The following is a 20,804-nucleotide window of genomic DNA, read 5'->3' as shown; positions in this document are numbered from 1 at the left end:
ATGAAAATAGATAGCCACTTACATTTTTGGAAATATCATCCCGTGAAAGATGCATGGATTACGGATGACATGGATGTCTTAAAGTCCGATTTTATGCCAGAAGATCTTCTTTCTCATATGTCTGCTTCGGGACTCGCTTTAGGATTACTCGTTCAAGCTGATCAAAGCGAGGAGGAAAATAGATTTCTATTAGATATCGCTAAAGAGCATGAATGCTTTCCGGGAGTAGTCGGCTGGGTCGATTTTAGAAATGAAAGTATCGACGATCGACTAGCCTATTATGCGTCAGAACCTTTGATGAAAGGCTTTCGTCATATTGTGCAGTCTGAGCCTGACCCAAATTTCTTACTAAATCCTCAGTTCGCGCATGGTATTTCTATGTTAAAGAAATATGATTTTACCTATGACGTTTTAATTTATCCAAGACATTTGGATGTTGCCCATAGATTCTGCCAAGAACATAGTGACCAAAAGTTATTAATCGATCATATCGGTAAGCCTGATATTAAAAACAAGAATTTTTCAGCATGGAAGAAAGACATAGAGAAATTTAAAAAATTAGATCATGTGTATTGTAAGTTGGCTGGATTGATTACTGAAGCGGATTGGAAACAATGGAAGATTGACGATTTTAAAGAGGTCCTCGATATTTGTTTATCGGTCTTTGGATCGAAGAGACTCATGTTTGGAAGTGATTGGCCAGTGTGTTTGCTGGGCGGTTCTTATGCAGATGTTTGTGAGATCATTGAAGCAAATATTTCACAACTTTCCACAGACGAACAAGCTGATGTTTGGGGAAAAACCTGTCAGCAATTTTATAATATTCAACCTTAAAAACCACGTTATGAAATGTATTAAACACCCTTTGCGGAGTCCTGAATCTGATCCTCCTTTAAGCGATGCCATATTTGACGACCAATGGATGTATGTAAGCGGGCAAGGCTCGGTTGATGTGTCAACGGGAACCTTTATGCTGGATAGCATTCAAGAAGAGACCAAACGGACGATGGAAAATATACGAATGATCTTATCGCAAGAGGAGATGGGATTTGAACACATTGTTAAATGCAATGTACATCTTGCGGATATGTCCGAATTCGAAGCATTTAATGCTGTCTATCGAACGTATTTCCCAAATATTAAGCCTGCACGTACGACTGTTCAATCGGTGTTGATGCAAGGTATAAAAGTAGAAATTGATTGTGTAGCTAAAAAATAGACCAATGACTTTATCTTCCTCAATAAATAGACGTAAGTTTTTAGCCAGCAGCGGCATGGCTGTCGGAGCATTCCTTGGATTAGGTATGATTCCATATGAATTTCCAAGGTATGAGCCGGATACTGACGGTCCGTTGGCTCTGATTCCAACACATTTTCCAAGCCTTCTTCACGCATTCGTTTGGAGAAATTGGAATTTAGTTCCTACAGAGCGAATGGCAAAAACTGTTTCTGCAACTGCTGCTCAAATTAGGGCTTTAGCCAAAGAGATGATGTTGCCAGCTGAACAAGCCGTGAGCGTGTCACAATGGGATAGAAGCTATTTGACTGTGGTGCGTCGAAACTGGCATTTGCTGCCAAAATCTCAATTATTGACCTTGATGGATTGGACAGAGGAACATCTTGAATTCACGTTAATTGAGGATGATTTCTTCTATGTAAAGCTTGGTAATTTAAAACCGAAGTGCCAAACAATAGATTATAATTCGGCGATTAAAAAAGTAGATAAAACAGAAATAGCGCAATTTAAAAAGCGCTTAAATACGGTATTTCCTAAAGGTTTGCCAAAGCAAGAAGAGCCATTCTTTCATTTTGTAAAAGAGCTTTCTACGCCAAGTCCGAATACCACTGCAGAAGGCTCATCTATGTTTTCTCCGCGGATTGCCTATCCTTATTTTGCTTTATTTGGTGATCCTTTGCTTTCCGAAAGTACGGAGTCGTATCCTGATGATTATCTTGATAAAATGCACGCAAAAGGTGTCGATAGTATTTGGATGCATATTGTGCTGAGTAAAGTTTCGCCATTTCCTTGGGATGAAAAGCAAAGTAAGAACTGGGAGAAGCGCTTAGTTAACTTGGCAAAGTTGGCGGACCGAGCAAATAAAAAGGGCATAAAAATATTTCTGTATCTCAATGAGCCTAGGAATCAAACAGAAGAGTTTTTTGCGAAAAATCCAACATTGAGAGGGAGCGGGAATTCGTTATGTACGAGTAAACCTGTCGTTCAACAATATTTAAAAGACTCGCTTTCCATTATTTGTGAACGCGTACCTGGATTGGGTGGATTCTTTTCAATTAGTGCATCCGAGAACCCAACAAATTGTTGGTCCCATGGTAAGGGCGATTTGTGTCCTGATTGTGGACCTAAGGGTGCTGGGCGAGTGATTGGCGAACTGAATAATCTATATATTGATGCGATAGGAGCGGGATTCTCAAAGGCTAAAAAAACAAGTCCTGCACATTCAGAAAGGCCTAGGTTAATCGTATGGGATTGGGGATGGCGTGACGGGATTGCTGAAATAACATTGCCACTTTTGAAAAACGAATCGCTAAGCTTTATGAGTGTAAGTGAATGGAGTTTACCTATCGAAAGGGGAGGAATCAAAAGTGCCGTTGGGGAATATTCTATCAGTAGTATTGGTCCAGGGCCGCGTGCAACCAAACACTGGCAGATCGCAAAGCAGAACAATATTTCTTGCATGGCGAAAATTCAGGCGAACAATTCTTGGGAAATTGCAGCTATTCCTTATATACCTGCTTTATATAATGTAGGTGAACATATTTCTAATCTCCGTAAGGCTGGTGTAACGGGGCTTATGCTTGGTTGGAGTCTAGGGGGCTATCCTTCACCAAATTTAGAGCTCGTTGATTTACTTGGTAAAAATAAAGAGTTGCCGTTTGAAGAAGCGATATTGAAGGTCGCAAATAATAGATATGCTGAACATGGAGCTACTGTTGCAAAAGCTTGGAGGCTATTTAGCACAGCGTTTCGTGAATTTCCCTACAATATTGGTGTTGTTTATAATGCGCCATTACAAGCAGGGCCATCAAATCTACTCTGGGCAAAGGATACTAAATACAAAGCGACTATGGTTGGGCTTCCCTATGATGACTTGAATGGTTGGCGTGTGATTTATCCGGAAGATGTTTTCATCGGCCAGTTGCAAAAGGTTTGTGATGGATTCGCTGAAGGGATATCTTTATTAAAGAATACCACGAAAGGCAAGAAAATCAGTAGAGTATTACAGCAAGAGATTAATGTAGCTGAAGTACTTTATTTACATTATTCAAGTATTATAAATCAGGCAAAATTTATCATCGGGAGACGTACGTTAGAGTCGGGCGGAAATGCGCAGTTGAAAACAGAATTAAAGAAGATTCTAACTTCTGAAATAGACTTAGCGTTGCGGTTAGCAGCGATTCAAGGGTCGGATTCACGCATCGGTTTTGAGGCATCGAATCATTATTTTTATGTTCCTCAAGATTTGTTTGAAAAGGCTTTAAATTGTTCGAAGTTAATAGAACAATATTCATAGTTCGATATAAATAACGATACAAATAGCGTCATTTACTAAAATGACGCTATTTGCTTTTTAGTATAAAAACTATTTAGTAATTTCATCAACAAACCTAAGCACTATTTTATGAGACCTTCATCAGTGCCTTTATCAGATTTGAGAGCAGGAAAGGAAGCTGGATTGAATTTCTATATGTCAAAATATGGGAGTTCGTTACGCTTTTTTGCGTATTCAATCGTAAAGGATAAAGGGGCCGCAGAGGAAATTGTATCAGATAGTTTTTATAAACTTTGGAAGGGCAGAGAACGGACAAAAACTGAAGTCAATGTACGTGCTTTTCTATACCTTTCAACAAGGAATGCATGCTACGATTATGTAGACCTTCAGGTCAATAAAATTAAGCATGATCCCGATGCGTTAGAGCATCTCATTCAACCTGATCAGGATCTGGAAGCTCAGATAATTTATAATGAGTTGGTCAATCAGATTTCTATTGAATTAGAAAAACTACCAGAAACACAAGCTAAGGTATTTAGAATGTCGTATCTTGAAGGCTTAGATACGCAAGAGATTTGCGATGTACTTCATACCACTCCAAACACCGTTTATTTTGCTAAATCAAAGGCAATTCAGGCATTGAAAGAAATTTTTAAAGAGAAAAATCTGAAATACTATAGCCTCTTTTTATTCTTTATGTTGAACAAGTAGGAATACGATTAAAATAAAACCTGCAATTCTTTCAGATCATTTATCATATAGGTAACATCTCCTGGTTTATCAACCTGTAAGGGATTAAAAAAGATCGCTTCTATTCCCGCATTCTGCGCCCCGCGAATATCGGCATCGAGATTGTCTCCGATCATCACAGCTTGTTCAGGCTGAGCTTGTCCATTTTGAAGGGCATGTTCAAAAATCCGAGGATCGGGTTTATTAATTCCTACAATTTCTGAAATCACGATCGTTTCAAAATATGGAGCGAGTTTACTGTTCTCTAATTTTTTTTCGCAGGCTTCCTTAAATCCATTGGAAATTAGATGAAGAGAATACTTGTTTTTTAGGTAAGATAGCGTCTCGTGCGCATGAGGAAATAGGTTCGTCTTTGTAGGGCAAACCGCGAGGTACTCCTCTTCGAAATCAACTGGAAATTCCTTTGGATCGACACCTAGCTGTGTAAAAGTGTCTGCAAAACGTAAATAGCGAAGCGTAGCTTTATCAATTTTACCATGATGATATAAATCCCACACGCGATGATTATTGATCGTATAGGTCTCTATAAACTGATCTGACGTAGCGATATTGAATAGCGAATCGAATTTGTATTTGAAATACAATTCATGAAGTGTTTCCTCTGCGTTTTTGTCAAAATCCCAAATGGTATGGTCTAAATCGAAGAATATATGCTTTTTATCGTTGAACATATGCAAATATACGGGGTAGGATAGCAGCCTACAATTTTGATTCTCGGTTTATTGTCATAATGTTTTGGGTATTTCCTATTAAAGGGCTATTTAAGTACATTTGCACGGGAAACATTGCATATGAGAAAAGCCTTATTTCTATTTTACTTTCTTATTTTTTATGCCATCACACAATTATTGTGGTGGGGGTATATACTTATCAAGTTCGAACCTGAGCGAAAAGGGATGATCATTGGTGAAGGGTTGATTTTTATGCTCATTTTTACTTGGGGGGCTTTGAAGCTGAAAAAACAAGTAAAGCGCGAACATGAGATCAATTTACAACAACAAAATTTCTTGTTAGCTGTTACACATGAATTAAAGTCTCCATTGGCTTCAGTTAAACTCTACATTCAAACCATATTGAAACGGGAGTTGGATAGGGAACAACAGAAAGTGTTTTTGTCTAATTCATTGAAAGATATTGAACGACTGGATGACTTAGTAGAAAATGTATTGTTGTCTACAAAACTGGAGAATAGAGCATATCAACTTCCGAAAGAAGTATTTGATATGACGGAATTAGTCGAACAAATTATTGATAGATTACAAAAGAACGCATGCAAAACGCAAGTGATCAAAGCGGAATTGGATGAGCATATTAAACTTAAAGCAGATAAGTTTGCTATCACGAATGTGATTACCAATCTTGTAGAAAATGCTGTAAAATATTCCCCTGCATGTGGAATGATCTATGTTAAGCTAAAGGAAGACGAGGGAAATCTAATCTTTTCAGTTGCAGACCATGGAATTGGTATTCCAGACGAAGAAAAAAGACTTATATTTAATAAATTTTATCGGGTAGGAAGTGAAGCTACTCGTAAAACTAAGGGCACAGGTTTGGGGTTATACATTGTGAGGACTGTCTTACAAAAACACAACGCCTCTATCCGGGTGAAAGATAACAAGCCATCCGGTAGTATCTTTGAAGTAACTTTTGAAAATTATGCAAAGTAAACAACGTATACTTTTAGTCGAAGATGAAGAACATCTATTAGAAGCTATCAAACTCAACTTAGAGCTTGAAGGCTATCGCGTGACGACAGCAACAGACGGTAAAAAGGCATTAAAAATATTTAAGGAAGAGCGATTTAACTTAATTATTCTTGACGTCATGATTCCTGAAATTGATGGATTCCAAGTGGCAGAAACCATTCGTTTGCAAAATTCGGAAGTACCTATCATGTTCTTAACTGCAAAAAACAGTAGTGAAGATCGTATTACAGGTTTGAAGAAAGGTGCCGACGATTATTTGGTGAAACCATTTAATTTAGAGGAGCTTATCCTTCGCGTTAGTAATCTAATCCGTAGAGGAATGAAGGGTGAGGATTTAAAAGAATTAAATTCTTACACCATTGGTGATAAGACGATTTATTTTAACTCGTTCGAATTGCACCAAGCGGATGGTACGATTACATCGTTGACAAAGAAGGAAACAATGTTATTGAAGCTCTTGATTGAGCGTCGTAATGAAGCTGTTTCGCGTGAGCAAATTTTGGAAACTGTTTGGAATTATGATGTATATCCATCAACTCGTACGATAGACAATTTCATCTTGACATTCAGAAAGTATTTTGAACCAGACCAAAAGCATCCTATCTATTTTCATTCTATTCGCGGTGTAGGCTATAAGTTTACCGATAACCAGAACTAAGCACAAGAATGACTAATCAAGCAAGAAAAATAGTAATCGCAATTGCGATTGCTTTTCTGTTGTATGCCATTTATGCAAAGCATTATAATATTGCCGTCTATATCTTTGGAGGTATAGCTTATCTAGTATGGAGCTATCTGAAGGAAGGTACAGTTTATTTGGCAACTCAGGCTTTTCATAAACAGGATTACGAAAAAGTAAAGCGATTGTTGGCGGAAATTAAAAATCCCGATCGATTAAGGAAGGGGAGAAGAAATTTCTACGAGTTCATGATGGGCAACATATTGCTTAAAGAGGAAAAGATTGACGATGCGGAATATCATTTTCAGTTGGCATCGCGTCTACCTTGGCGTCGTGATAACGAAAAAGGAATGGTATTGATAAATCTTGCAAGCATTAATTTACGCAAGAAAGAATATGATAGAGTAGATGGCTATGTTGCTGCGGCTGAAAAATTGAAGCTTACAGCAAGACAACAAGCTATTCTTGACAAAATTAAAAACGAAGTAAACAAACAGAAATAGTGAGTAATTTATTGAAGAACGATCTTTTGATTCGCGCTGCTTTATCGCAGCCTACGGAAAGACCTCCTGTGTGGATGATGAGACAGGCAGGCAGATTTATGAAGGAATATTGGGAAATAAAAAACAAATATTCGTTCCTAGAGATGTGTAAAACACCAGAAATAGCAGCAGATGTTACCATGTTGCCTATTGATTTGTTAGGTGTTGATGCAGCTATTCTATTCTCCGATATTCTCGTCACTGCTGAAGCGATGGGCGGGGATTTATCCTTTGAACAAGGCGTTGGACCAAGATTCGCTAATCCGGTTAGAAACATGCAAGACGCGGAGAAGTTGGACGTAGATTGTTTGGATAGATTGCAGTATGTCGCCGACGCTATTAAAGTTATTCAACAACGTTTGAATGGTAGTGTTCCATTGATTGGTTTTGCAGGTGCTCCATTCACAATCTTAAGCTATTTAGTAGAAGGTGGTTCGTCGAAGGATTTCAAATTAACAAAGACTTTGTTAAATAACCAACCAGAACTTGCACACTACATGTTGCAGAAAATTGCTGATGTAACGATTGCTTACTTAAACATGCAAGTAGATGCTGGTGTTAATGCATTGCAACTATTTGATAGTTGGGCTTTAGCATTATCTTGGAATGATTACCAAGAATTCTCGCACCAGTATAATAAATATATCCTTTCTAAATTGAAACGCACAGTACCTGTAATTTCGTTCTGTAAGGGAAGCTCTGTTTTTGCTCCATTAATGGCAGAGGCGAATCCAGATGTTGTATCGATAGATTGGAATGCGGATTTATTAAATATCAAAAAATCACTTCCTGAAGGGATTGCTGTTCAAGGTAATTTAGACCCTTTTGTATTGTATGCGGATAAGCCAGTAATTAAGAAAAAGATTCTTGATTTATTTGAACGTATGCGTGGTGAAGACGGTTTCATTTTCAATTTAGGACACGGTATTATGCCTGATATTCCTTTTGACAACGTAAAATATGCTGTTGAATTAGTTAAAGAGTTCCGATACTAAGGATCTTTACGAAAAACAAAGAGGAGCTGTACCGTCGTACAGCTCCTCTTTGTTTTTAAACCTTACGTTACACTGTTAATTTTTGCTTGATTAATTAGTATTTTTGAGCATATTAATTTAGTATGCTCTATCTATACGCAAAGGCGATTCATATAATCTTCGTAGTCTGCTGGATGGCTGGTTTATTTTATATGCCACGCTTGTTCATTTATCACACAGAAGCAAAGGCTAAATCGCCAGCAGAATATCAAATTTTGCACAAGCAGTTCTCAATCATGGAAAATAGACTTTGGTGGGTTATCACAACGCCTGCTATGTACATTACCGTGCTTTCTGCGCTATTCATGTTGTATCTAAACCCCGGCTTATTGAGTTTGGGTTGGATGCATATTAAATTGACGTTCGTGGCTGCTTTAATTGCATACCATTTTATGAGTCAGCAAATGATGTTCAGACTTCGAGACGAAAAGCTTGATTGGACATCAAATAAGCTCCGCATGTGGAACGAAGTGTCGACGCTGATACTCTTTGCTATTGTGTTTTTAGTGGTGCTTAAATCGTCTCTAAATTGGATATTTGGAGTTGCCGGTCTTTTGGGCTTGAGTATTCTGTTAATGATCTTGATTAAGTTCTATAAAAAGTACCGTCGTGGAAAAGGTGAAAAAGTTGATTAATTTTTGTTTTATGAAATATACGTTATTAGTTTTTTGCTGTTTATTTTTTCTAGCATCTGTAAAGGCACAAGATCATAATTGGGCTTTTGGATTCTATGGTGATGTACAACTAGAGGATGCGTCATATGATGCAAGCTTTGGTGTTCAAGGTAAATATGATATCGGAAACTTTCAAGCCTTGCAGGCTCAGGTTCATGGGCGTGGAGATTTTGTAGGGGTAGGGGCCGATTACCTTGTGAATCTTTTAAATAAGAGAAAGTCTAACTTTAACGTGTTTCTAGGAGGTGGATTTAGTCAAGAGTTTTATACTTACGATTACACATTAGTAAATGATGAAGAGCATACGATTCAAAGCAAAGAAAATTTCTCAATTGCAAATGGACAGGCAGGGCTGAGTTATTATTTTGCTCCCGTACAACTTTCGTTATACGCTGGCTACAAATTAAAGTATCAATTTAAGAATGAATTAGTGGATCCAAACTATCTTATGTTTGGCTTAAGATATCATATTTGGTAAGCGAAGTGTCGCTAAATACTCAATGGAATTATAGAAAATCTAGAGGGGCTGATCAACGCAATGAGGTGTATTGATTAGAAGTCTTTAGAAATTTTCTATTAAATAGATACCCCTCCTGTCGATGCATTTACGCAAACAATAGGAGGGGTATTTTTTATTCACCGAAGCACAAGTATTTTACTTCAATATACTCATCTAAACCATATTTTGAACCTTCTCTTCCTAGACCAGATTCTTTAACGCCTCCAAATGGTGCCGCGGCATTCGATATTAAACCCGCATTTATGCCAACCATACCGGCTTCCAATTGTTCGGCAACACGAAAGCAACGTTTCACGTTTTCACTATAGAAATAAGATGCCAATCCAAATGGTGTATTGTTTGCCAATTGGATCACTTCTTTCTCTGTTTTGAACCTAAATAAGGCGCAGATAGGACCAAAAGTTTCCTCAACGGCAATGATACAGTCGTGAGGAACTTCCACTAATACAGTCGGCTCATAGAAATTCCCTTTGATAGGTTTACCACCAGTGGCAACATGTGCACCCTTCTCCGTCGCATCGTTAACATGATGTATGACTTTATCTAACCCTTCTTTATTTATTAGCGGACCAACTTGAGTAGTTTTCTTTAATCCATCACCAACTTCTAATTTCTTAACAGCGGCTGTAAGTTTCTTGGCGAAATCATCATAGATTGCATCTTGTACATAAAATCTATTAATCGATACGCAGGTTTGTCCTGTATTCCTAAATTTACCCGCAATTGCTCCAGCGACAGCTTTTTCTATATCGGCATCATCGAATACAATAAATGGAGCATTACCTCCTAATTCTAAAGATATACGTTTTATCGTCGAAGAGGCTTGTGACATTAAGGTTTTACCGACCGCAGTGGAGCCTGTAAAGGAGATTTTTCGAACTAATGGACTGCTAGCCATCTCTTCCCCGAGACCACGACTATCCTTCGACGTAATAACATTTAGAACGCCTTTAGGAACTCCAGCTTCTTCGGCCAGCTTAGCAAAAGCAATTGCTGAAAATGGAGTTTGAGAAGCAGGTTTGAGCACGACAGTACATCCTGCAGCGAGTGCAGGACCGACTTTACGAGTAATCATAGCTAAAGGAAAATTCCATGGAGTAATTGCTGCTACAACGCCAACACCTTGTTTTATCGTTTGCAACCTGTTATTCCCTGCGGTCGAAGGAATTGTCTCACCGTATGCTCGCTTGCCTTCTTCAGAAAACCATTCAATAAATGAGTTGGCATAATCTACTTCAGTTTGCGACTCTCTGATAGGTTTTCCACTTTCGAGCGTCATAATTTCCGCAAGCTCATCGCGGCGCTCATTGATAAGGTCAAATAATTTACGCAGTATTCTTGAGCGCTCTCCAACGGGAGTGTCTCGCCAAATTGACCAAGCATCGTTTGCGGCTTTTATAAATTTCTTGGCATCCTTCACTGTCAGATCAGGAAGACGTCCAATAGGTTTCTGAGTGGAAGGATTGATGATTTCAAAGGTCTTATCTGCTGTTATAAAAGTTCCATTAAAATAGGCCTTCTCTATTAATAGCGTGTTTTTCATAATCACTTTTTTTTAAGCAACATATAAAGCAAAGATTTGTTCAGGTTGCTAAATGTATGCTTTTACTATAATCTGCTTCTTTATCCTGATGAAACAAAAGAGGAGGATCATGAATCCTCCTCTTTATCTATTTACAAGTTGCTTAGGGTATGCCCCATGCGATCTCGTTTTGTTTTTAAATAGTTTTCATTGTATTGGTTAGGCTCGATTTCAATTGGCACATTTTCAATAACCTCCAATCCGTAACCAACTAATCCAGCACGCTTGCTTGGATTGTTAGACATTAAGCGCATTTTGGTTACACCCATATAACGTAATATTTGAGCACCAACGCCATAATCTCTTAAATCCGGTTTGAAACCTAGTTCCAAATTCGCATCAACGGTATCTGCACCTTGTTCTTGCAATTTATAAGCATGTAGCTTATTGACAAGACCAATTCCGCGTCCCTCTTGATTCATATAAACGATAATTCCTTTACCTTCCTTGTCAATCATTTGCATTGACTTATGCAACTGTGGTCCACAATCGCAACGGCAGGATCCAAAGATATCGCCGGTAACGCAAGAGCTATGAACGCGAACCAAAACAGGCTCGTCCTCGTTCCATTCACCCTTATACAAAGCTAAGTGTTGTTCGCCTGTATTCTTCTGCGTAAACGCTTTCATTTTAAAGTTTCCCCATTCTGTAGGCATTTCAACACTTACTTCCTCCTTAATCAGTGTGTCATGCTTTAAACGGTATTCAATCAAGTCTTCAATACTGATGATCTTCAAGTCAAACTTTTCAGCAACTTTGATTAAATCTGGAAGACGAGCCATCTCTCCGTCGTCTTTTAAAATCTCGACCAAGACACCAGCAGGCTCAAAACCCGCAAGACGCGCCAAGTCAACCGATGCTTCGGTGTGTCCAGTGCGGCGAAGTACTCCACCATCTTTCGCAATTAATGGAAAGATATGCCCTGGGCGACCAAGCTCTTCCGGTTTTATGTTAGGGTCAATTAAAGCTTTGATTGTTTTGGAACGATCAGATGCAGAAATACCTGTCGTACAGCCGTAGCCTTGTAAATCAACAGATACCGTAAAATTAGTTTCATAAACTGCGGTATTGTTGTTAACCATAAGGCCTAGGTTTAGCTCACGACAACGTTCTTCAGTTAACGGTGCACAAACCAATCCGCGACCATGAGTAGCCATAAAGTTGATCACTTCAGGGGTTGCATTGCGCGCGGCAGTTACGAAGTCTCCCTCGTTTTCACGATCTTCATCATCAACGACGATTATAACTTTTCCAGCTTTGATATCTTCAATAGCTTCTTCTATCGTGTTTAATTTAATTTCCATTATGTTGTAAATATCAGTACAAAGGTAGAGCATATGATGCAGTTTTTTATTAATATGCTGTCATAATATGTTATCCTTTGTTATAATCGGTTTTCTTTTTTCTGTTAAAAAATTCGACAATTCTCTTCCAAAGTGCTTCTGCTTTCAACTTATACTGGTCGGCATCAAAAAGTTTCGAGTCCGTTGTCGATTTATATGTTAGGAAAATAGCCAGAGGTGTGAGGACGATAATCGCCATCCACATACCCCACATTGGGCTTAAACTAGCATCTTTCGCCGCTTTCTCGGCTAAGGTAGCAATGACGTGATAAATCAAAAAGAATATAATTGCCATGACGACCGGAAGACCTAATCCACCTTTTCGAATGATTGCCCCCAATGGCGCACCAATCCCGAATAACAAAAGACAAGAAACCGCAAGGGTGAATTTACGATGCCATTCAACTGCATATCGAATGTCTTTTTCTCGGTACGGCGTATATTCCATTTGTTTGTTAAAGGCCAAATCTTTGACTTGTCTTGCTTGATTCAACGCATTGTTTAAAGCCATACGATATTGCTCTTTGGAAGCAATATCCGCTAGATGTATATCAGATTTAGGATTGTGTGGTTTACCATTCTGGAAATATGCTGAATAGAGATTTATATAGCGCTTGCCCTCTATTGAATTTACACGTTGTAGACTGTCCAGATAAACATGATTGGAGTCAGAATATAATTTCAGCTGCTTCAAATTCAACATCTGATGATGGGACTTAAACAAGTCTTGATCGGTTCTATTCATGTCGAATGAACTCATGTCAAACTTGGTCGTTGTTTCTTTAAAGCGGAAACGCGTGAATTGTTGCCTAGGATCGTAGCGTTTTGCATTTTTTACGCTAGCATCTTCATAACGAACTCCATCAATAAGTTTCAAAACCATATACCTATTATCCGGCGAGTTTTGCACATAACCCTCTTTCGCAAAAGTGACGTTGTTTGCTGTACCGCCAGATTGATGTTGATAGATCATCATATTGTACAACGTTGTTCCATCTTCACTCTTTGCTTTTGCACGAATGGAATAACCAGGAATAGTGCTGTTAAAGACACCTGGTTTAATAAAGAAGTCGGCTTTTTTCTTACGCACATCGTAGAGCAGTGAACCCATCTTTAGATTGACAACAGGTAAGATGTAATCAGAGAAAAAGAAAGATCCTGCACTAAATAAGGCCACCACAACAAAAAGAGGTGCCATTGCATTACGCAAAGATACCCCAGCTGCTTTGATAGCGACAAGTTCATAACTCTCACCTAAATTCCCGAAAGTCATAATTGAAGAAAGGAGCATTGAAAGTGGGAGTGCCATGGCTAACTGAACAGCACATTGGTAGCTCAATAACTCTAAAATAACATACCACTGAAAGCCTTTTCCAATCAAATCGTCGATGTATTTGAATAGGAAAAGCATCAATAATACAAACATCACAATGAAAAATGTGACCATGAATGGTTTGATAAATGCTTGTAGAATTAATAAATGTATCTTCTTCATAAAAACTTAAGCGCACTAGGAGCGATTTCTATCATTTATTCGCCTAGTTACCGCAAAGATACAATTTTTAGCACGTGAAATGTGTTAGAAAAACGTTAATGATAATTAGGAATCTAGAGAGAAAATGAATGTGAGGTAAGTTTATGTGATAGAGGGGATTAGCACCCTAGTGGGTTACTAAGGTGCTAATTGTATTTTTAAGCGCCAATCACGCTTTGAAGATAACCGATTGAGTTGTCCCAAATCTTTTTGCGATCTTCTAAATTGTCTTCTTTAACATAGTCAGTAATGCTCAAGGCTACGTCATTTGTCAGTTCATCTTGAACAATCTCTATTTCGAAAAAATAAGGGTCATCATCTATCCACTTATATTTTACGCTTTTGTTTTCTTTAACTGTCACCAATCTTGCACGATGAGACTCATTATCCCAAACAAACTCGTAAATACCATCATGATAGTTTACATCGTCAGCAAACCATTGTGCCAGTTCATTGGGCTCCTGCAAATAAGGAAATAAAATCCGCGGCGAAGAATTTAGTACATATTCTAATTCAAGTTTTATTTTTTCCGACATATTTATTCTAAGTAGAAGTCTTTAACAAATTTAAGTTCTTTTTACAGGCGCGATAACGTACCTACTTTTTGTAATATTAATGAATAAATCCGTAATCCAAAAACGTGCCCCTATCTTTTTTTGCACATTAGAACGGTTATCAACAAGCCTAAGAATGCATAAATTTTAACAGTTCCCCAAAATATATCTCTAAAGGCAGTTTTCTATCTTTTTGATTTTAAAATGGTTGTGAATACCTAAAAGTTTTAAGTAGGAATTTTCAATTATTTTATCGAAAATTTCTTTGAAAATACTTCCTTATTACTATCTTTGCATACCGAAAAACGGCGGGGTAGCTCAGATGGTTAGAGCGCAGGATTCATAACCCTGAGGTCGGCAGTTCGATCCTGCTCCCCGCTACTAAATAAAAAGCTCATCTTTTGATGAGCTTTTTTTGTATATAATTTTCTGGCTTTCTATTCTAATTTAGCAAGCGATTATCTCAAATCTCCAAGTTGTTTCTGCATTTCTATGGTAAACATGTAAAGTTCTTCAATGGGGATTGCCTTCCGTACATTCTTATTAATGTCTTTTCCTTCTTTTGTCCATAGATAAGGATAAAAACTAAAAGCTTTATCGCCGTCTATTTTTGAGACTTCTTCGCGCCAATTTTTCCATCTCAAATCTCCATAAAATCGGTCTAAATCTCCGTTGAAACAGAATTGCAGGAATTCACTATACGTTATATTGAGAGGTTCGTAGGTTAAAAGATCCGGCGATAGGTAGTATGTTTTACCTAAGTCGTCACCAAAAAATCCACCGTTTAGAATGAAAAAACCGCCTATAACATCATCAGCAATTAGTAAGAATGATGGATTCTCTCCAAATTCATTAAAGGACTTATTTTTATTCCAATCTGGAAGTGTTCGCGGAAGTTTGGGATTCCCAGAACCTAAAATTCTGATCCAACTATCGTCAATCAAAATTCCTCCCGTCATATAGACAATAGCGCCCATTGGGGATCGTGTAGACACCTGTGTCTTGAATAATGCATCATTCGCCTTTAATGAGTCCCTTGTTAATATTTCAACTTTATTTGACGCATTTTTAATCCAACTGTCGACGAGTGTCCATCCCGGTTCCGCATTGTTAATTAATTCTAAAGTAGATTTCATATGACTTTGGCCAAATGTCAGTGATATATAAAATTTCAATAGTATAGTAGAAGATATGCACTTCATATTTAATTTTAAGATTAACTTACCCAACGAACGGAGACATTGATGTTAATTACGCCGAGGAGAGACAAAGAAACTTTCGAATTCTTCTTTCAGATTGAAATGATTTTCGCGGATAAATTCATAAAAAATTAACCATCAATTGGTAAGTGTTATACATTAAATTTCATTTCAATATAAGACAATTTTATCATCGAATAGAATAGCAACCCACCACTTCCATCTTAATAATAAAACACATCTTTAATTTCTGCGTTATTAAATCGAAATAGCTTACTATGGAAATCATCAACAATGAGAAGAACCTGCAATTTGAATATCATCTAAATGGTGAAGTTGCTCGATTAGAATATCGTTTTTACAAGCGCGATATCGCCATGATGCACACCGTCGTTCCAGAAAGTATGAAAGGGCAGGGGGTAGCCTCTGCATTGGCTGCTCATGCATTTGAATTCGCGAAGTCTAAAAATAAAAAGGTTATGGTCTACTGTCCATTTGTCGCGAAGTATGTAAAGAAACATCCGGAACTTCGGGAACAAATAGATCGGGAGTATCATCCGAACCTATAGCATTCAACTACTGATTTTAGAAATTATTTCTGATTGGATTTAAACGTCAGTATTTGACTGGCACCGTTTATTTGAATATCAGATAAGGGTCTCATCTCAAGGGTCGACTTGTTCAATTGAATGATCTTGTATTGTATATTCGATACGACAGAGTCCTTAGGTAAATTCCATCGATCTTTTAAAGCATTGGAATAGCTGAAGCTAAAGGTCAGTACAGAGTCAACTGTAGAAAGCTTATAAGCTCCATAAAACTCGCCGTTATCTAAGGCAGGTAACAAACTAACATTGCCAGTTTGCTTCGGTTTGCTCAAAAAATAAGAGGCTGTTTTATGGGTAAATTGCGATTCGGTAAATGAAAGCGTGATGTTTCTAACATATTGATACACGTCTGATTGATCAACCGCTTGTTCTTCGACTTCGGTACGATTCTCCCAGCTATATTCTTTTAATAAAGAAACGTCTAGGGAATTATTTTGTGGCAATAGATCATCTTCCTTACATCCGAAGAGTAAGCCAAACCCGAATATGAAAAGCAATGCCAATCTCATGGTTCCTAGGGGGTTAGATAGGTTTGATCAAAGGTTAATCCTTATTACACTGTGAATTTACATCAAAGAAGTTTTAAATCAAAAGAAATCCTTTAATTTTTATTTAAGTCGATTGATTCCTCTATCCTCAAATCGCTAATAAACTGCTTATCGTGAGATATTAATAGGAGCGTGCCTTGAAAATCATTAAGCGCAGCAGTCAGTATTTCAATATTTTGAATATCCAGATTATTTGTTGGTTCATCGAGGATAATAATATCTGGCGCTTGACTCGCTATGTTCAGGCAGCATAGTAGTAATCGCATGCGCTCACCTCCAGATAATGCCAAGCAAGATTTATCCCATGTCTCCTTTCCGAAAAGGAACCTATTCAAGCGAATCTTAATTTCATGTTCTTGTAACCCGGATTGATTGAACGATTCAGCCATTTCGTAAACACTTTTTATGGATTGAATAATAGAATAATCTTGATCAATATAGATGCTACTAAAAGGCGCGCGGACGATAATTCCATTGCTAGGTTCCAAGTCTTTTAATATCAAACGCAGCAATGTTGACTTTCCAGAACCATTGTCCCCCTGAATGTTAATCCGGTCGCCATGATGAATTTTAAAAGAGACAGCTTCAGACCAAAGCAGCCTTTCCGCGTAGCCGAAATTGATATCCTTGACATCCACTAAATCTTTACCAGCATAAGTAGCTGACTGCTCAAAGCCAAACTTCATTTGATCTAAATCGGAAAGATTCAAGCGCAATTCGTGAAGTTCTTGGCGAATGCCGCCAATTTTTTCTTGATGTACAGATTTTAACTTCGCGCTACTACCTTCCGCTTTATTGCGAAGGGTATTCATCATAATGCGTGCAACACCCGCTTTTTCCTGCTTTTTCTTCCCTCGAGCATTCAGCTTATTCTGCCGCTCTGCCGCTTCCCGTTCTTTATCTTTGGCTTTGCGAAGTTCTTTCTCTTTATTCTGAAGCTGTTGGTCTAAGGCATTTTTCTCTAGATCCTTCTGCTCACTAAAATCTTGGAAATTTCCGCCAAAACGCTGAATCCCTTTTGGACTAAGCTCGGCTGTTAACTCTAATAAATTTAACAATGTACGGTCGTGACTAACGATCAACATACTTGCTTGGCTATCAAGAATTAAGCGATATAACTGTTCCCTAGATTTTGTGTCTAAATGATTGCTAGGTTCATCCATTAAAATAAGTTCGGGGCGATGTAGCGTGATCCCTGCGAGGAAAACTTTCACTTTCTGCCCACCACTCAGGGAATTGAAGGACTGATCCAAATGCATTTCCGTCAAGCCCCAGGAGGAAAGAGCCTCAATCGCACGTTCTTCAATATCCCAATCATCGTTTAATATGTCGAAATTTTCAATTGATGCATCACCATTGCTTATCGCATTTAGCGCTTTCAATTTATCTCCAATCGCTAGGGTATCGCCTATTGTCGATGTTGCATATTCGTCAAATAACTGTGGAATATAGTAAGGCGTCGAGTCACAGCTCAAGATACCAGAATTCAAGGGCAGATAACCCCCAATGATTTTTAAAAGAGATGACTTACCTACACCATTGTGACCAATGAGTGCAATCTTTTCTTGTTGATTTAAGGTGAACTGAAGATCCTGAAATAGGACATCTTTATTAGGATGTATATATGTAGCGTTTTGTAAAATAACCATTGCTCTTTCATTGTTAGTAAAACCATAATTAGAATCGTGCGATTCTGGAATAAAACATGAGAAAGATGGGCTATTACATAAGGCTATTTATATTTTGATTGAAACAAAGATAAAGAAAAAATGGAAATTGTCAATTTGCCTATCAATCGATAACAACTTGGTCGCTCATCGCGGATTCAATTTGCGCTTTCCACATCTTACGGTTGTGAACAACGAATTTTTCAGTCCTACCATTTGTTAAGACTAAAGATAATCCATTTGGGATTAGTTTTAACGAGTTATAAAACTGTACCGAGGAGATTTGATCTAGCGGTATTTCAATGGAGTGATTCTGTATATTATAATGATGAGATTTAAAGATTAGTTTACCGACAAGTAAATATAATTTTCCACCAACGCCTTCGCTGTTTAGAAAGTGATTAGCGGGTTCTGCATAGAGTAGGTCGCTATATTCTTCGTTCGCTAAGCTTGTTTGTTTATTTACCCGTTTAGACTTTGAAAAGAAATAAAGACCTAAACAAAAAATCACAGATGCACAGCCTGCACCCAACAGTGCCATTTTCAAATCACCTTGAAAATAAAAGAAGATAAACATAGCCGTTCCGTAAAGTAGGAAAGGTATCAAGAGACTTTTCAAATTATTCATATCGGTTAATTTCTACTTTGTACAACGTATATTGCTACATAATCGAAATATAGTAATTTTAAATTAAAATTAAAATAGTTACGTCAATATATTTAACGCGCTACTTCTGAATTAATAATAGTTGATATGGAATGAGGCTCCAATGATTTCGCTTTCTTGTTTTGAAGCAGCTAATAGATCTAATCGATAATAGTTCTGAACGTGAGGTTAATTCGGGGACCGTGTTGCACTTTGGTTGGAGGTAAACGGTGCATCCAATAAGTCTGCGTAGTATCTTTCATAATAAGTAAACTACCATCTTCGAGTAATATGTCGATTTTTTCCTTACTCTCTTTATGTTTAAAAGAGAACTTTCGTTCTGCGCCGAACGTAAGGGAGGCTATTGCGCCATTCTTCTTGAGGTCTTTCTCGCCGTCGCTATGCCAGGCCATCCCTTCGGTTCCATCATGATAAAGATTCAACAAGCAAGAATTAAATGTTTCACCTGAAACAAGTTCGATCTGTCGTTTTAATTGCTCCAATAGTTCGGTCCATGGTTGTGCACGCTTTAAAATACCGGAATAGGTATATTCAAATGCGCGATCTCCATACCAGGCAACTTTGCGTTTTGTCAAGATATGTTTTCCGAATATGATCGCTTCGTCGTTTTTCCATTCTACTTCGGCTAATAAGGCCTGATAAATCTGCGGCGTTTGTTCAATCACTACGCCGTAGTAGTTTACTGTGCCATCATAAGGTAGCAAGTTCTTGTTTGGGTCTGCTGTATTAAATAGTCTCATCGTTGTCAATAGCGTTATGTTTTGCAATTTCCCAACCGATGATTGCTGTTTTTCGCGAGGGTTGCCAGCGATAGCCTCCGAATTTTCCTGACGTTTGTATCACACGATGACAGGGGATGAGATAAGCAATTGGATTTTGTCCAATCGCCGTCCCAACAGCACGGGAGGCTTTTGGATGCTCAATAGCAATCGCCACCGATTTGTAGGTTTTCAATTGTCCACTTGGGATTTCCAGTAAGGCTTGCCACACTTTTAGTTGAAAGGGAGATCCCTTAAGATGTAACTTGATGCGTTGGATTGGATTCGTCGTTTGTGGATTGAAGAACGCTAAAGCCGATTGATGAAAATCATCCGCTTGTTCAATATAGCTCGCATTTTCAAATTGAGATTTTAAGACAAGGAGTGCCTCAGTTGGATTATCCGAAAATGCCAGGTGGCAAATTCCTTTTTTCGTCGATGCAATTAGGCAGGTTCCGAAAGGAGTATCTTGAAAACTATAGTTAATTTGAAGCCCCTCAGCACCATTTTTATATTCGGCGGGAGTCATACCCTCAATCTGAACGAAAAGATCATGTAAACGACTTGTACTGCTAAATCCAGTGAGTAAGTGGGTGTCGAATAATGTACGCTGCTCTTCTTTCAATAGTTTTTTTGCGTAATCAACTTGAATATACTGTAAGAATTTTTTAGGACTGGTACCCGCCCACTCGGTAAACATTCTTTGAAAATGAAAAGGACTTAAATGCACATGCTCCGCAATCTGCTCTAGATTAGGTTGACGTTGGAAATTATTCTGAATGTACTGTATCGCTTGCGCAATACGATCGTAATTGATGGCTTGTTGTGTCTTTTCCATACGCAAATATCCGAAGAATAGCAGCTTTGTAAAATCCAATTCTTGCTAAGTTAAAGCTTTTTCTCTAGAAAATTTTGTGGATACATTGT

General features: G+C 38.0%; 22 protein-coding genes and 1 tRNA gene. 12 read left to right on the top strand and 11 right to left on the bottom strand.

Annotation, left to right across the window (positions count from 1 at the left end; genetic code table 11):
* The 4 genes from GFH32_RS14290 to GFH32_RS14275 all read left to right on the top strand — a co-directional run bounded on the left by GFH32_RS14290 (position 1) and on the right by GFH32_RS14275 (position 4,223).
* Positions 1–834 (top strand): amidohydrolase family protein, encoded by an 834-nt coding sequence (locus GFH32_RS14290; RefSeq protein ID WP_153512237.1) that lies wholly within the window; start codon positions 1–3, stop codon positions 832–834.
* A gap of 10 nt (positions 835–844) precedes the next feature.
* On the top strand, positions 845–1,219 hold the full coding sequence (locus GFH32_RS14285) for a RidA family protein (RefSeq protein ID WP_153512236.1): 375 nt from the start codon (positions 845–847) through the stop codon (positions 1,217–1,219).
* A gap of 4 nt (positions 1,220–1,223) precedes the next feature.
* Complete coding sequence (locus GFH32_RS14280) at positions 1,224–3,533, top strand: hypothetical protein (RefSeq protein WP_228384145.1); 2,310 nt, start codon at positions 1,224–1,226, stop codon at positions 3,531–3,533.
* A gap of 108 nt (positions 3,534–3,641) precedes the next feature.
* A complete protein-coding gene (locus GFH32_RS14275; protein ID WP_153512235.1) occupies positions 3,642–4,223 on the top strand; it encodes an RNA polymerase sigma factor in 582 nt (193 codons plus the stop codon).
* 8 nt (positions 4,224–4,231) lie between these two features.
* Here the strand turns inward: GFH32_RS14275 and GFH32_RS14270 are convergent, their stop codons facing one another.
* Positions 4,232–4,933, bottom strand: coding sequence for a YjjG family noncanonical pyrimidine nucleotidase (locus GFH32_RS14270; RefSeq protein WP_153512234.1), 702 nt, complete (start codon positions 4,931–4,933; stop codon positions 4,232–4,234).
* 120 nt (positions 4,934–5,053) lie between these two features.
* On the opposite strand from GFH32_RS14270, the gene GFH32_RS14265 reads away from it, so the two are divergent.
* The 6 genes from GFH32_RS14265 (at position 5,054) to GFH32_RS14240 (ending at position 9,375) form a co-directional block, all read left to right on the top strand.
* On the top strand, positions 5,054–5,929 hold the full coding sequence (locus GFH32_RS14265) for a sensor histidine kinase (RefSeq protein WP_153512233.1): 876 nt from the start codon (positions 5,054–5,056) through the stop codon (positions 5,927–5,929).
* Positions 5,919–6,626, top strand: coding sequence for a response regulator transcription factor (locus GFH32_RS14260; RefSeq protein WP_153512232.1), 708 nt, complete (start codon positions 5,919–5,921; stop codon positions 6,624–6,626). Before GFH32_RS14265 ends, GFH32_RS14260 begins: the two co-directional genes overlap by 11 nt.
* Positions 6,627–6,634: 8 nt before the next feature.
* Positions 6,635–7,150, top strand: a complete 516-nt coding sequence (locus tag GFH32_RS14255) for a hypothetical protein (RefSeq protein ID WP_153512231.1) — start codon at positions 6,635–6,637, stop codon at positions 7,148–7,150.
* An 11-nt stretch (positions 7,151–7,161) separates the two neighbouring features.
* On the top strand, positions 7,162–8,184 hold the full coding sequence (gene hemE, locus GFH32_RS14250; protein WP_153513096.1) for a uroporphyrinogen decarboxylase: 1,023 nt from the start codon (positions 7,162–7,164) through the stop codon (positions 8,182–8,184).
* Positions 8,185–8,306: 122 nt separating this feature from the next.
* Complete coding sequence (locus GFH32_RS14245) at positions 8,307–8,858, top strand: CopD family protein (protein WP_153512230.1); 552 nt, start codon at positions 8,307–8,309, stop codon at positions 8,856–8,858.
* Between the two features lie 10 nt (positions 8,859–8,868).
* Positions 8,869–9,375, top strand: a complete 507-nt coding sequence (locus tag GFH32_RS14240) for a hypothetical protein (RefSeq protein ID WP_153512229.1) — start codon at positions 8,869–8,871, stop codon at positions 9,373–9,375.
* Positions 9,376–9,529: 154 nt separating this feature from the next.
* Here GFH32_RS14240 and GFH32_RS14235 read toward each other — a convergent pair whose 3' ends face one another.
* The 4 genes from GFH32_RS14235 to GFH32_RS14220 all read right to left on the bottom strand — a co-directional run bounded on the left by GFH32_RS14235 (position 9,530) and on the right by GFH32_RS14220 (position 14,412).
* Positions 9,530–10,960, bottom strand: coding sequence for an NAD-dependent succinate-semialdehyde dehydrogenase (locus tag GFH32_RS14235; RefSeq protein WP_153512228.1), 1,431 nt, complete (start codon positions 10,958–10,960; stop codon positions 9,530–9,532).
* A gap of 131 nt (positions 10,961–11,091) precedes the next feature.
* Positions 11,092–12,303, bottom strand: a complete 1,212-nt coding sequence (locus GFH32_RS14230; RefSeq protein WP_153512227.1) for a bifunctional 3,4-dihydroxy-2-butanone-4-phosphate synthase/GTP cyclohydrolase II — start codon at positions 12,301–12,303, stop codon at positions 11,092–11,094.
* Positions 12,304–12,373: 70 nt separating this feature from the next.
* Complete coding sequence (locus tag GFH32_RS14225) at positions 12,374–13,837, bottom strand: LptF/LptG family permease (RefSeq protein WP_153512226.1); 1,464 nt, start codon at positions 13,835–13,837, stop codon at positions 12,374–12,376.
* 197 nt (positions 13,838–14,034) lie between these two features.
* On the bottom strand, positions 14,035–14,412 hold the full coding sequence (locus GFH32_RS14220) for an START-like domain-containing protein (protein ID WP_153512225.1): 378 nt from the start codon (positions 14,410–14,412) through the stop codon (positions 14,035–14,037).
* Between the two features lie 325 nt (positions 14,413–14,737).
* On the opposite strand from GFH32_RS14220, the gene GFH32_RS14215 reads away from it, so the two are divergent.
* Positions 14,738–14,811, top strand: a tRNA-Met gene (locus GFH32_RS14215).
* Positions 14,812–14,888: 77 nt separating this feature from the next.
* Here the strand turns inward: GFH32_RS14215 and GFH32_RS14210 are convergent.
* Positions 14,889–15,566, bottom strand: a complete 678-nt coding sequence (locus tag GFH32_RS14210; RefSeq protein WP_153512224.1) for a DUF2625 domain-containing protein — start codon at positions 15,564–15,566, stop codon at positions 14,889–14,891.
* A gap of 341 nt (positions 15,567–15,907) precedes the next feature.
* On the opposite strand from GFH32_RS14210, the gene GFH32_RS14205 reads away from it, so the two are divergent.
* Complete coding sequence (locus GFH32_RS14205) at positions 15,908–16,198, top strand: GNAT family N-acetyltransferase (RefSeq protein WP_153512223.1); 291 nt, start codon at positions 15,908–15,910, stop codon at positions 16,196–16,198.
* A 23-nt stretch (positions 16,199–16,221) separates the two neighbouring features.
* Here GFH32_RS14205 and GFH32_RS14200 read toward each other — a convergent pair whose 3' ends face one another.
* From GFH32_RS14200 to GFH32_RS14180, 5 genes are all read right to left on the bottom strand, one after another.
* Entirely contained in the window at positions 16,222–16,746 is a 525-nt protein-coding gene (locus GFH32_RS14200; RefSeq protein ID WP_153512222.1) for a hypothetical protein, read from the bottom strand.
* Positions 16,747–16,838: 92 nt separating this feature from the next.
* Positions 16,839–18,434 carry an ABC-F family ATP-binding cassette domain-containing protein gene (locus tag GFH32_RS14195; RefSeq protein ID WP_153512221.1) on the bottom strand — a complete coding sequence of 532 codons (1,596 nt, stop codon included), beginning with the start codon at positions 18,432–18,434 and terminating at the stop codon, positions 16,839–16,841.
* 142 nt (positions 18,435–18,576) lie between these two features.
* Positions 18,577–19,080, bottom strand: a complete 504-nt coding sequence (locus GFH32_RS14190) for a hypothetical protein (protein ID WP_153512220.1) — start codon at positions 19,078–19,080, stop codon at positions 18,577–18,579.
* A 179-nt stretch (positions 19,081–19,259) separates the two neighbouring features.
* A complete protein-coding gene (locus GFH32_RS14185; protein ID WP_153512219.1) occupies positions 19,260–19,859 on the bottom strand; it encodes an alpha-ketoglutarate-dependent dioxygenase AlkB family protein in 600 nt (199 codons plus the stop codon).
* The gene (locus GFH32_RS14180; protein WP_153512218.1) at positions 19,846–20,715 is read right to left on the bottom strand and encodes a methylated-DNA--[protein]-cysteine S-methyltransferase; all 870 of its coding nucleotides are present in this window, start codon (positions 20,713–20,715) and stop codon (positions 19,846–19,848) included. Before GFH32_RS14180 ends, GFH32_RS14185 begins: the two co-directional genes overlap by 14 nt.
* Positions 20,716–20,804 lie beyond the last annotated feature (89 nt).

It is taken from the genome of Sphingobacteruim zhuxiongii (assembly GCF_009557615.1).
In the GTDB taxonomy this organism is placed as follows: domain Bacteria; phylum Bacteroidota; class Bacteroidia; order Sphingobacteriales; family Sphingobacteriaceae; genus Sphingobacterium; species Sphingobacterium zhuxiongii.
This window is presented reverse-complemented; position numbering and strand designations above follow the sequence as displayed.

Coding starts and splice junctions, on each gene's coding strand:
- GFH32_RS14285 (WP_153512236.1), top strand. CDS start 845: ATGAAATGTATTAAACACCCTTTGCGGAGTCCTGAATCTGATCCTCCT.
- GFH32_RS14210 (WP_153512224.1), bottom strand. CDS start 15,566: ATGAAATCTACTTTAGAATTAATTAACAATGCGGAACCGGGATGGACA.
- GFH32_RS14220 (WP_153512225.1), bottom strand. CDS start 14,412: ATGTCGGAAAAAATAAAACTTGAATTAGAATATGTACTAAATTCTTCG.
- GFH32_RS14290 (WP_153512237.1), top strand. CDS start 1: ATGAAAATAGATAGCCACTTACATTTTTGGAAATATCATCCCGTGAAA.
- GFH32_RS14230 (WP_153512227.1), bottom strand. CDS start 12,303: ATGGAAATTAAATTAAACACGATAGAAGAAGCTATTGAAGATATCAAA.
- GFH32_RS14200 (WP_153512222.1), bottom strand. CDS start 16,746: ATGAGATTGGCATTGCTTTTCATATTCGGGTTTGGCTTACTCTTCGGA.
- GFH32_RS14190 (WP_153512220.1), bottom strand. CDS start 19,080: ATGAATAATTTGAAAAGTCTCTTGATACCTTTCCTACTTTACGGAACG.
- GFH32_RS14255 (WP_153512231.1), top strand. CDS start 6,635: ATGACTAATCAAGCAAGAAAAATAGTAATCGCAATTGCGATTGCTTTT.
- GFH32_RS14265 (WP_153512233.1), top strand. CDS start 5,054: ATGAGAAAAGCCTTATTTCTATTTTACTTTCTTATTTTTTATGCCATC.
- GFH32_RS14270 (WP_153512234.1), bottom strand. CDS start 4,933: ATGTTCAACGATAAAAAGCATATATTCTTCGATTTAGACCATACCATT.
- GFH32_RS14275 (WP_153512235.1), top strand. CDS start 3,642: ATGAGACCTTCATCAGTGCCTTTATCAGATTTGAGAGCAGGAAAGGAA.
- GFH32_RS14235 (WP_153512228.1), bottom strand. CDS start 10,960: ATGAAAAACACGCTATTAATAGAGAAGGCCTATTTTAATGGAACTTTT.
- GFH32_RS14185 (WP_153512219.1), bottom strand. CDS start 19,859: ATGAGACTATTTAATACAGCAGACCCAAACAAGAACTTGCTACCTTAT.
- GFH32_RS14180 (WP_153512218.1), bottom strand. CDS start 20,715: ATGGAAAAGACACAACAAGCCATCAATTACGATCGTATTGCGCAAGCG.
- GFH32_RS14260 (WP_153512232.1), top strand. CDS start 5,919: ATGCAAAGTAAACAACGTATACTTTTAGTCGAAGATGAAGAACATCTA.
- GFH32_RS14245 (WP_153512230.1), top strand. CDS start 8,307: ATGCTCTATCTATACGCAAAGGCGATTCATATAATCTTCGTAGTCTGC.
- GFH32_RS14205 (WP_153512223.1), top strand. CDS start 15,908: ATGGAAATCATCAACAATGAGAAGAACCTGCAATTTGAATATCATCTA.
- GFH32_RS14195 (WP_153512221.1), bottom strand. CDS start 18,434: ATGGTTATTTTACAAAACGCTACATATATACATCCTAATAAAGATGTC.
- GFH32_RS14240 (WP_153512229.1), top strand. CDS start 8,869: ATGAAATATACGTTATTAGTTTTTTGCTGTTTATTTTTTCTAGCATCT.
- GFH32_RS14280 (WP_228384145.1), top strand. CDS start 1,224: ATGACTTTATCTTCCTCAATAAATAGACGTAAGTTTTTAGCCAGCAGC.
- GFH32_RS14225 (WP_153512226.1), bottom strand. CDS start 13,837: ATGAAGAAGATACATTTATTAATTCTACAAGCATTTATCAAACCATTC.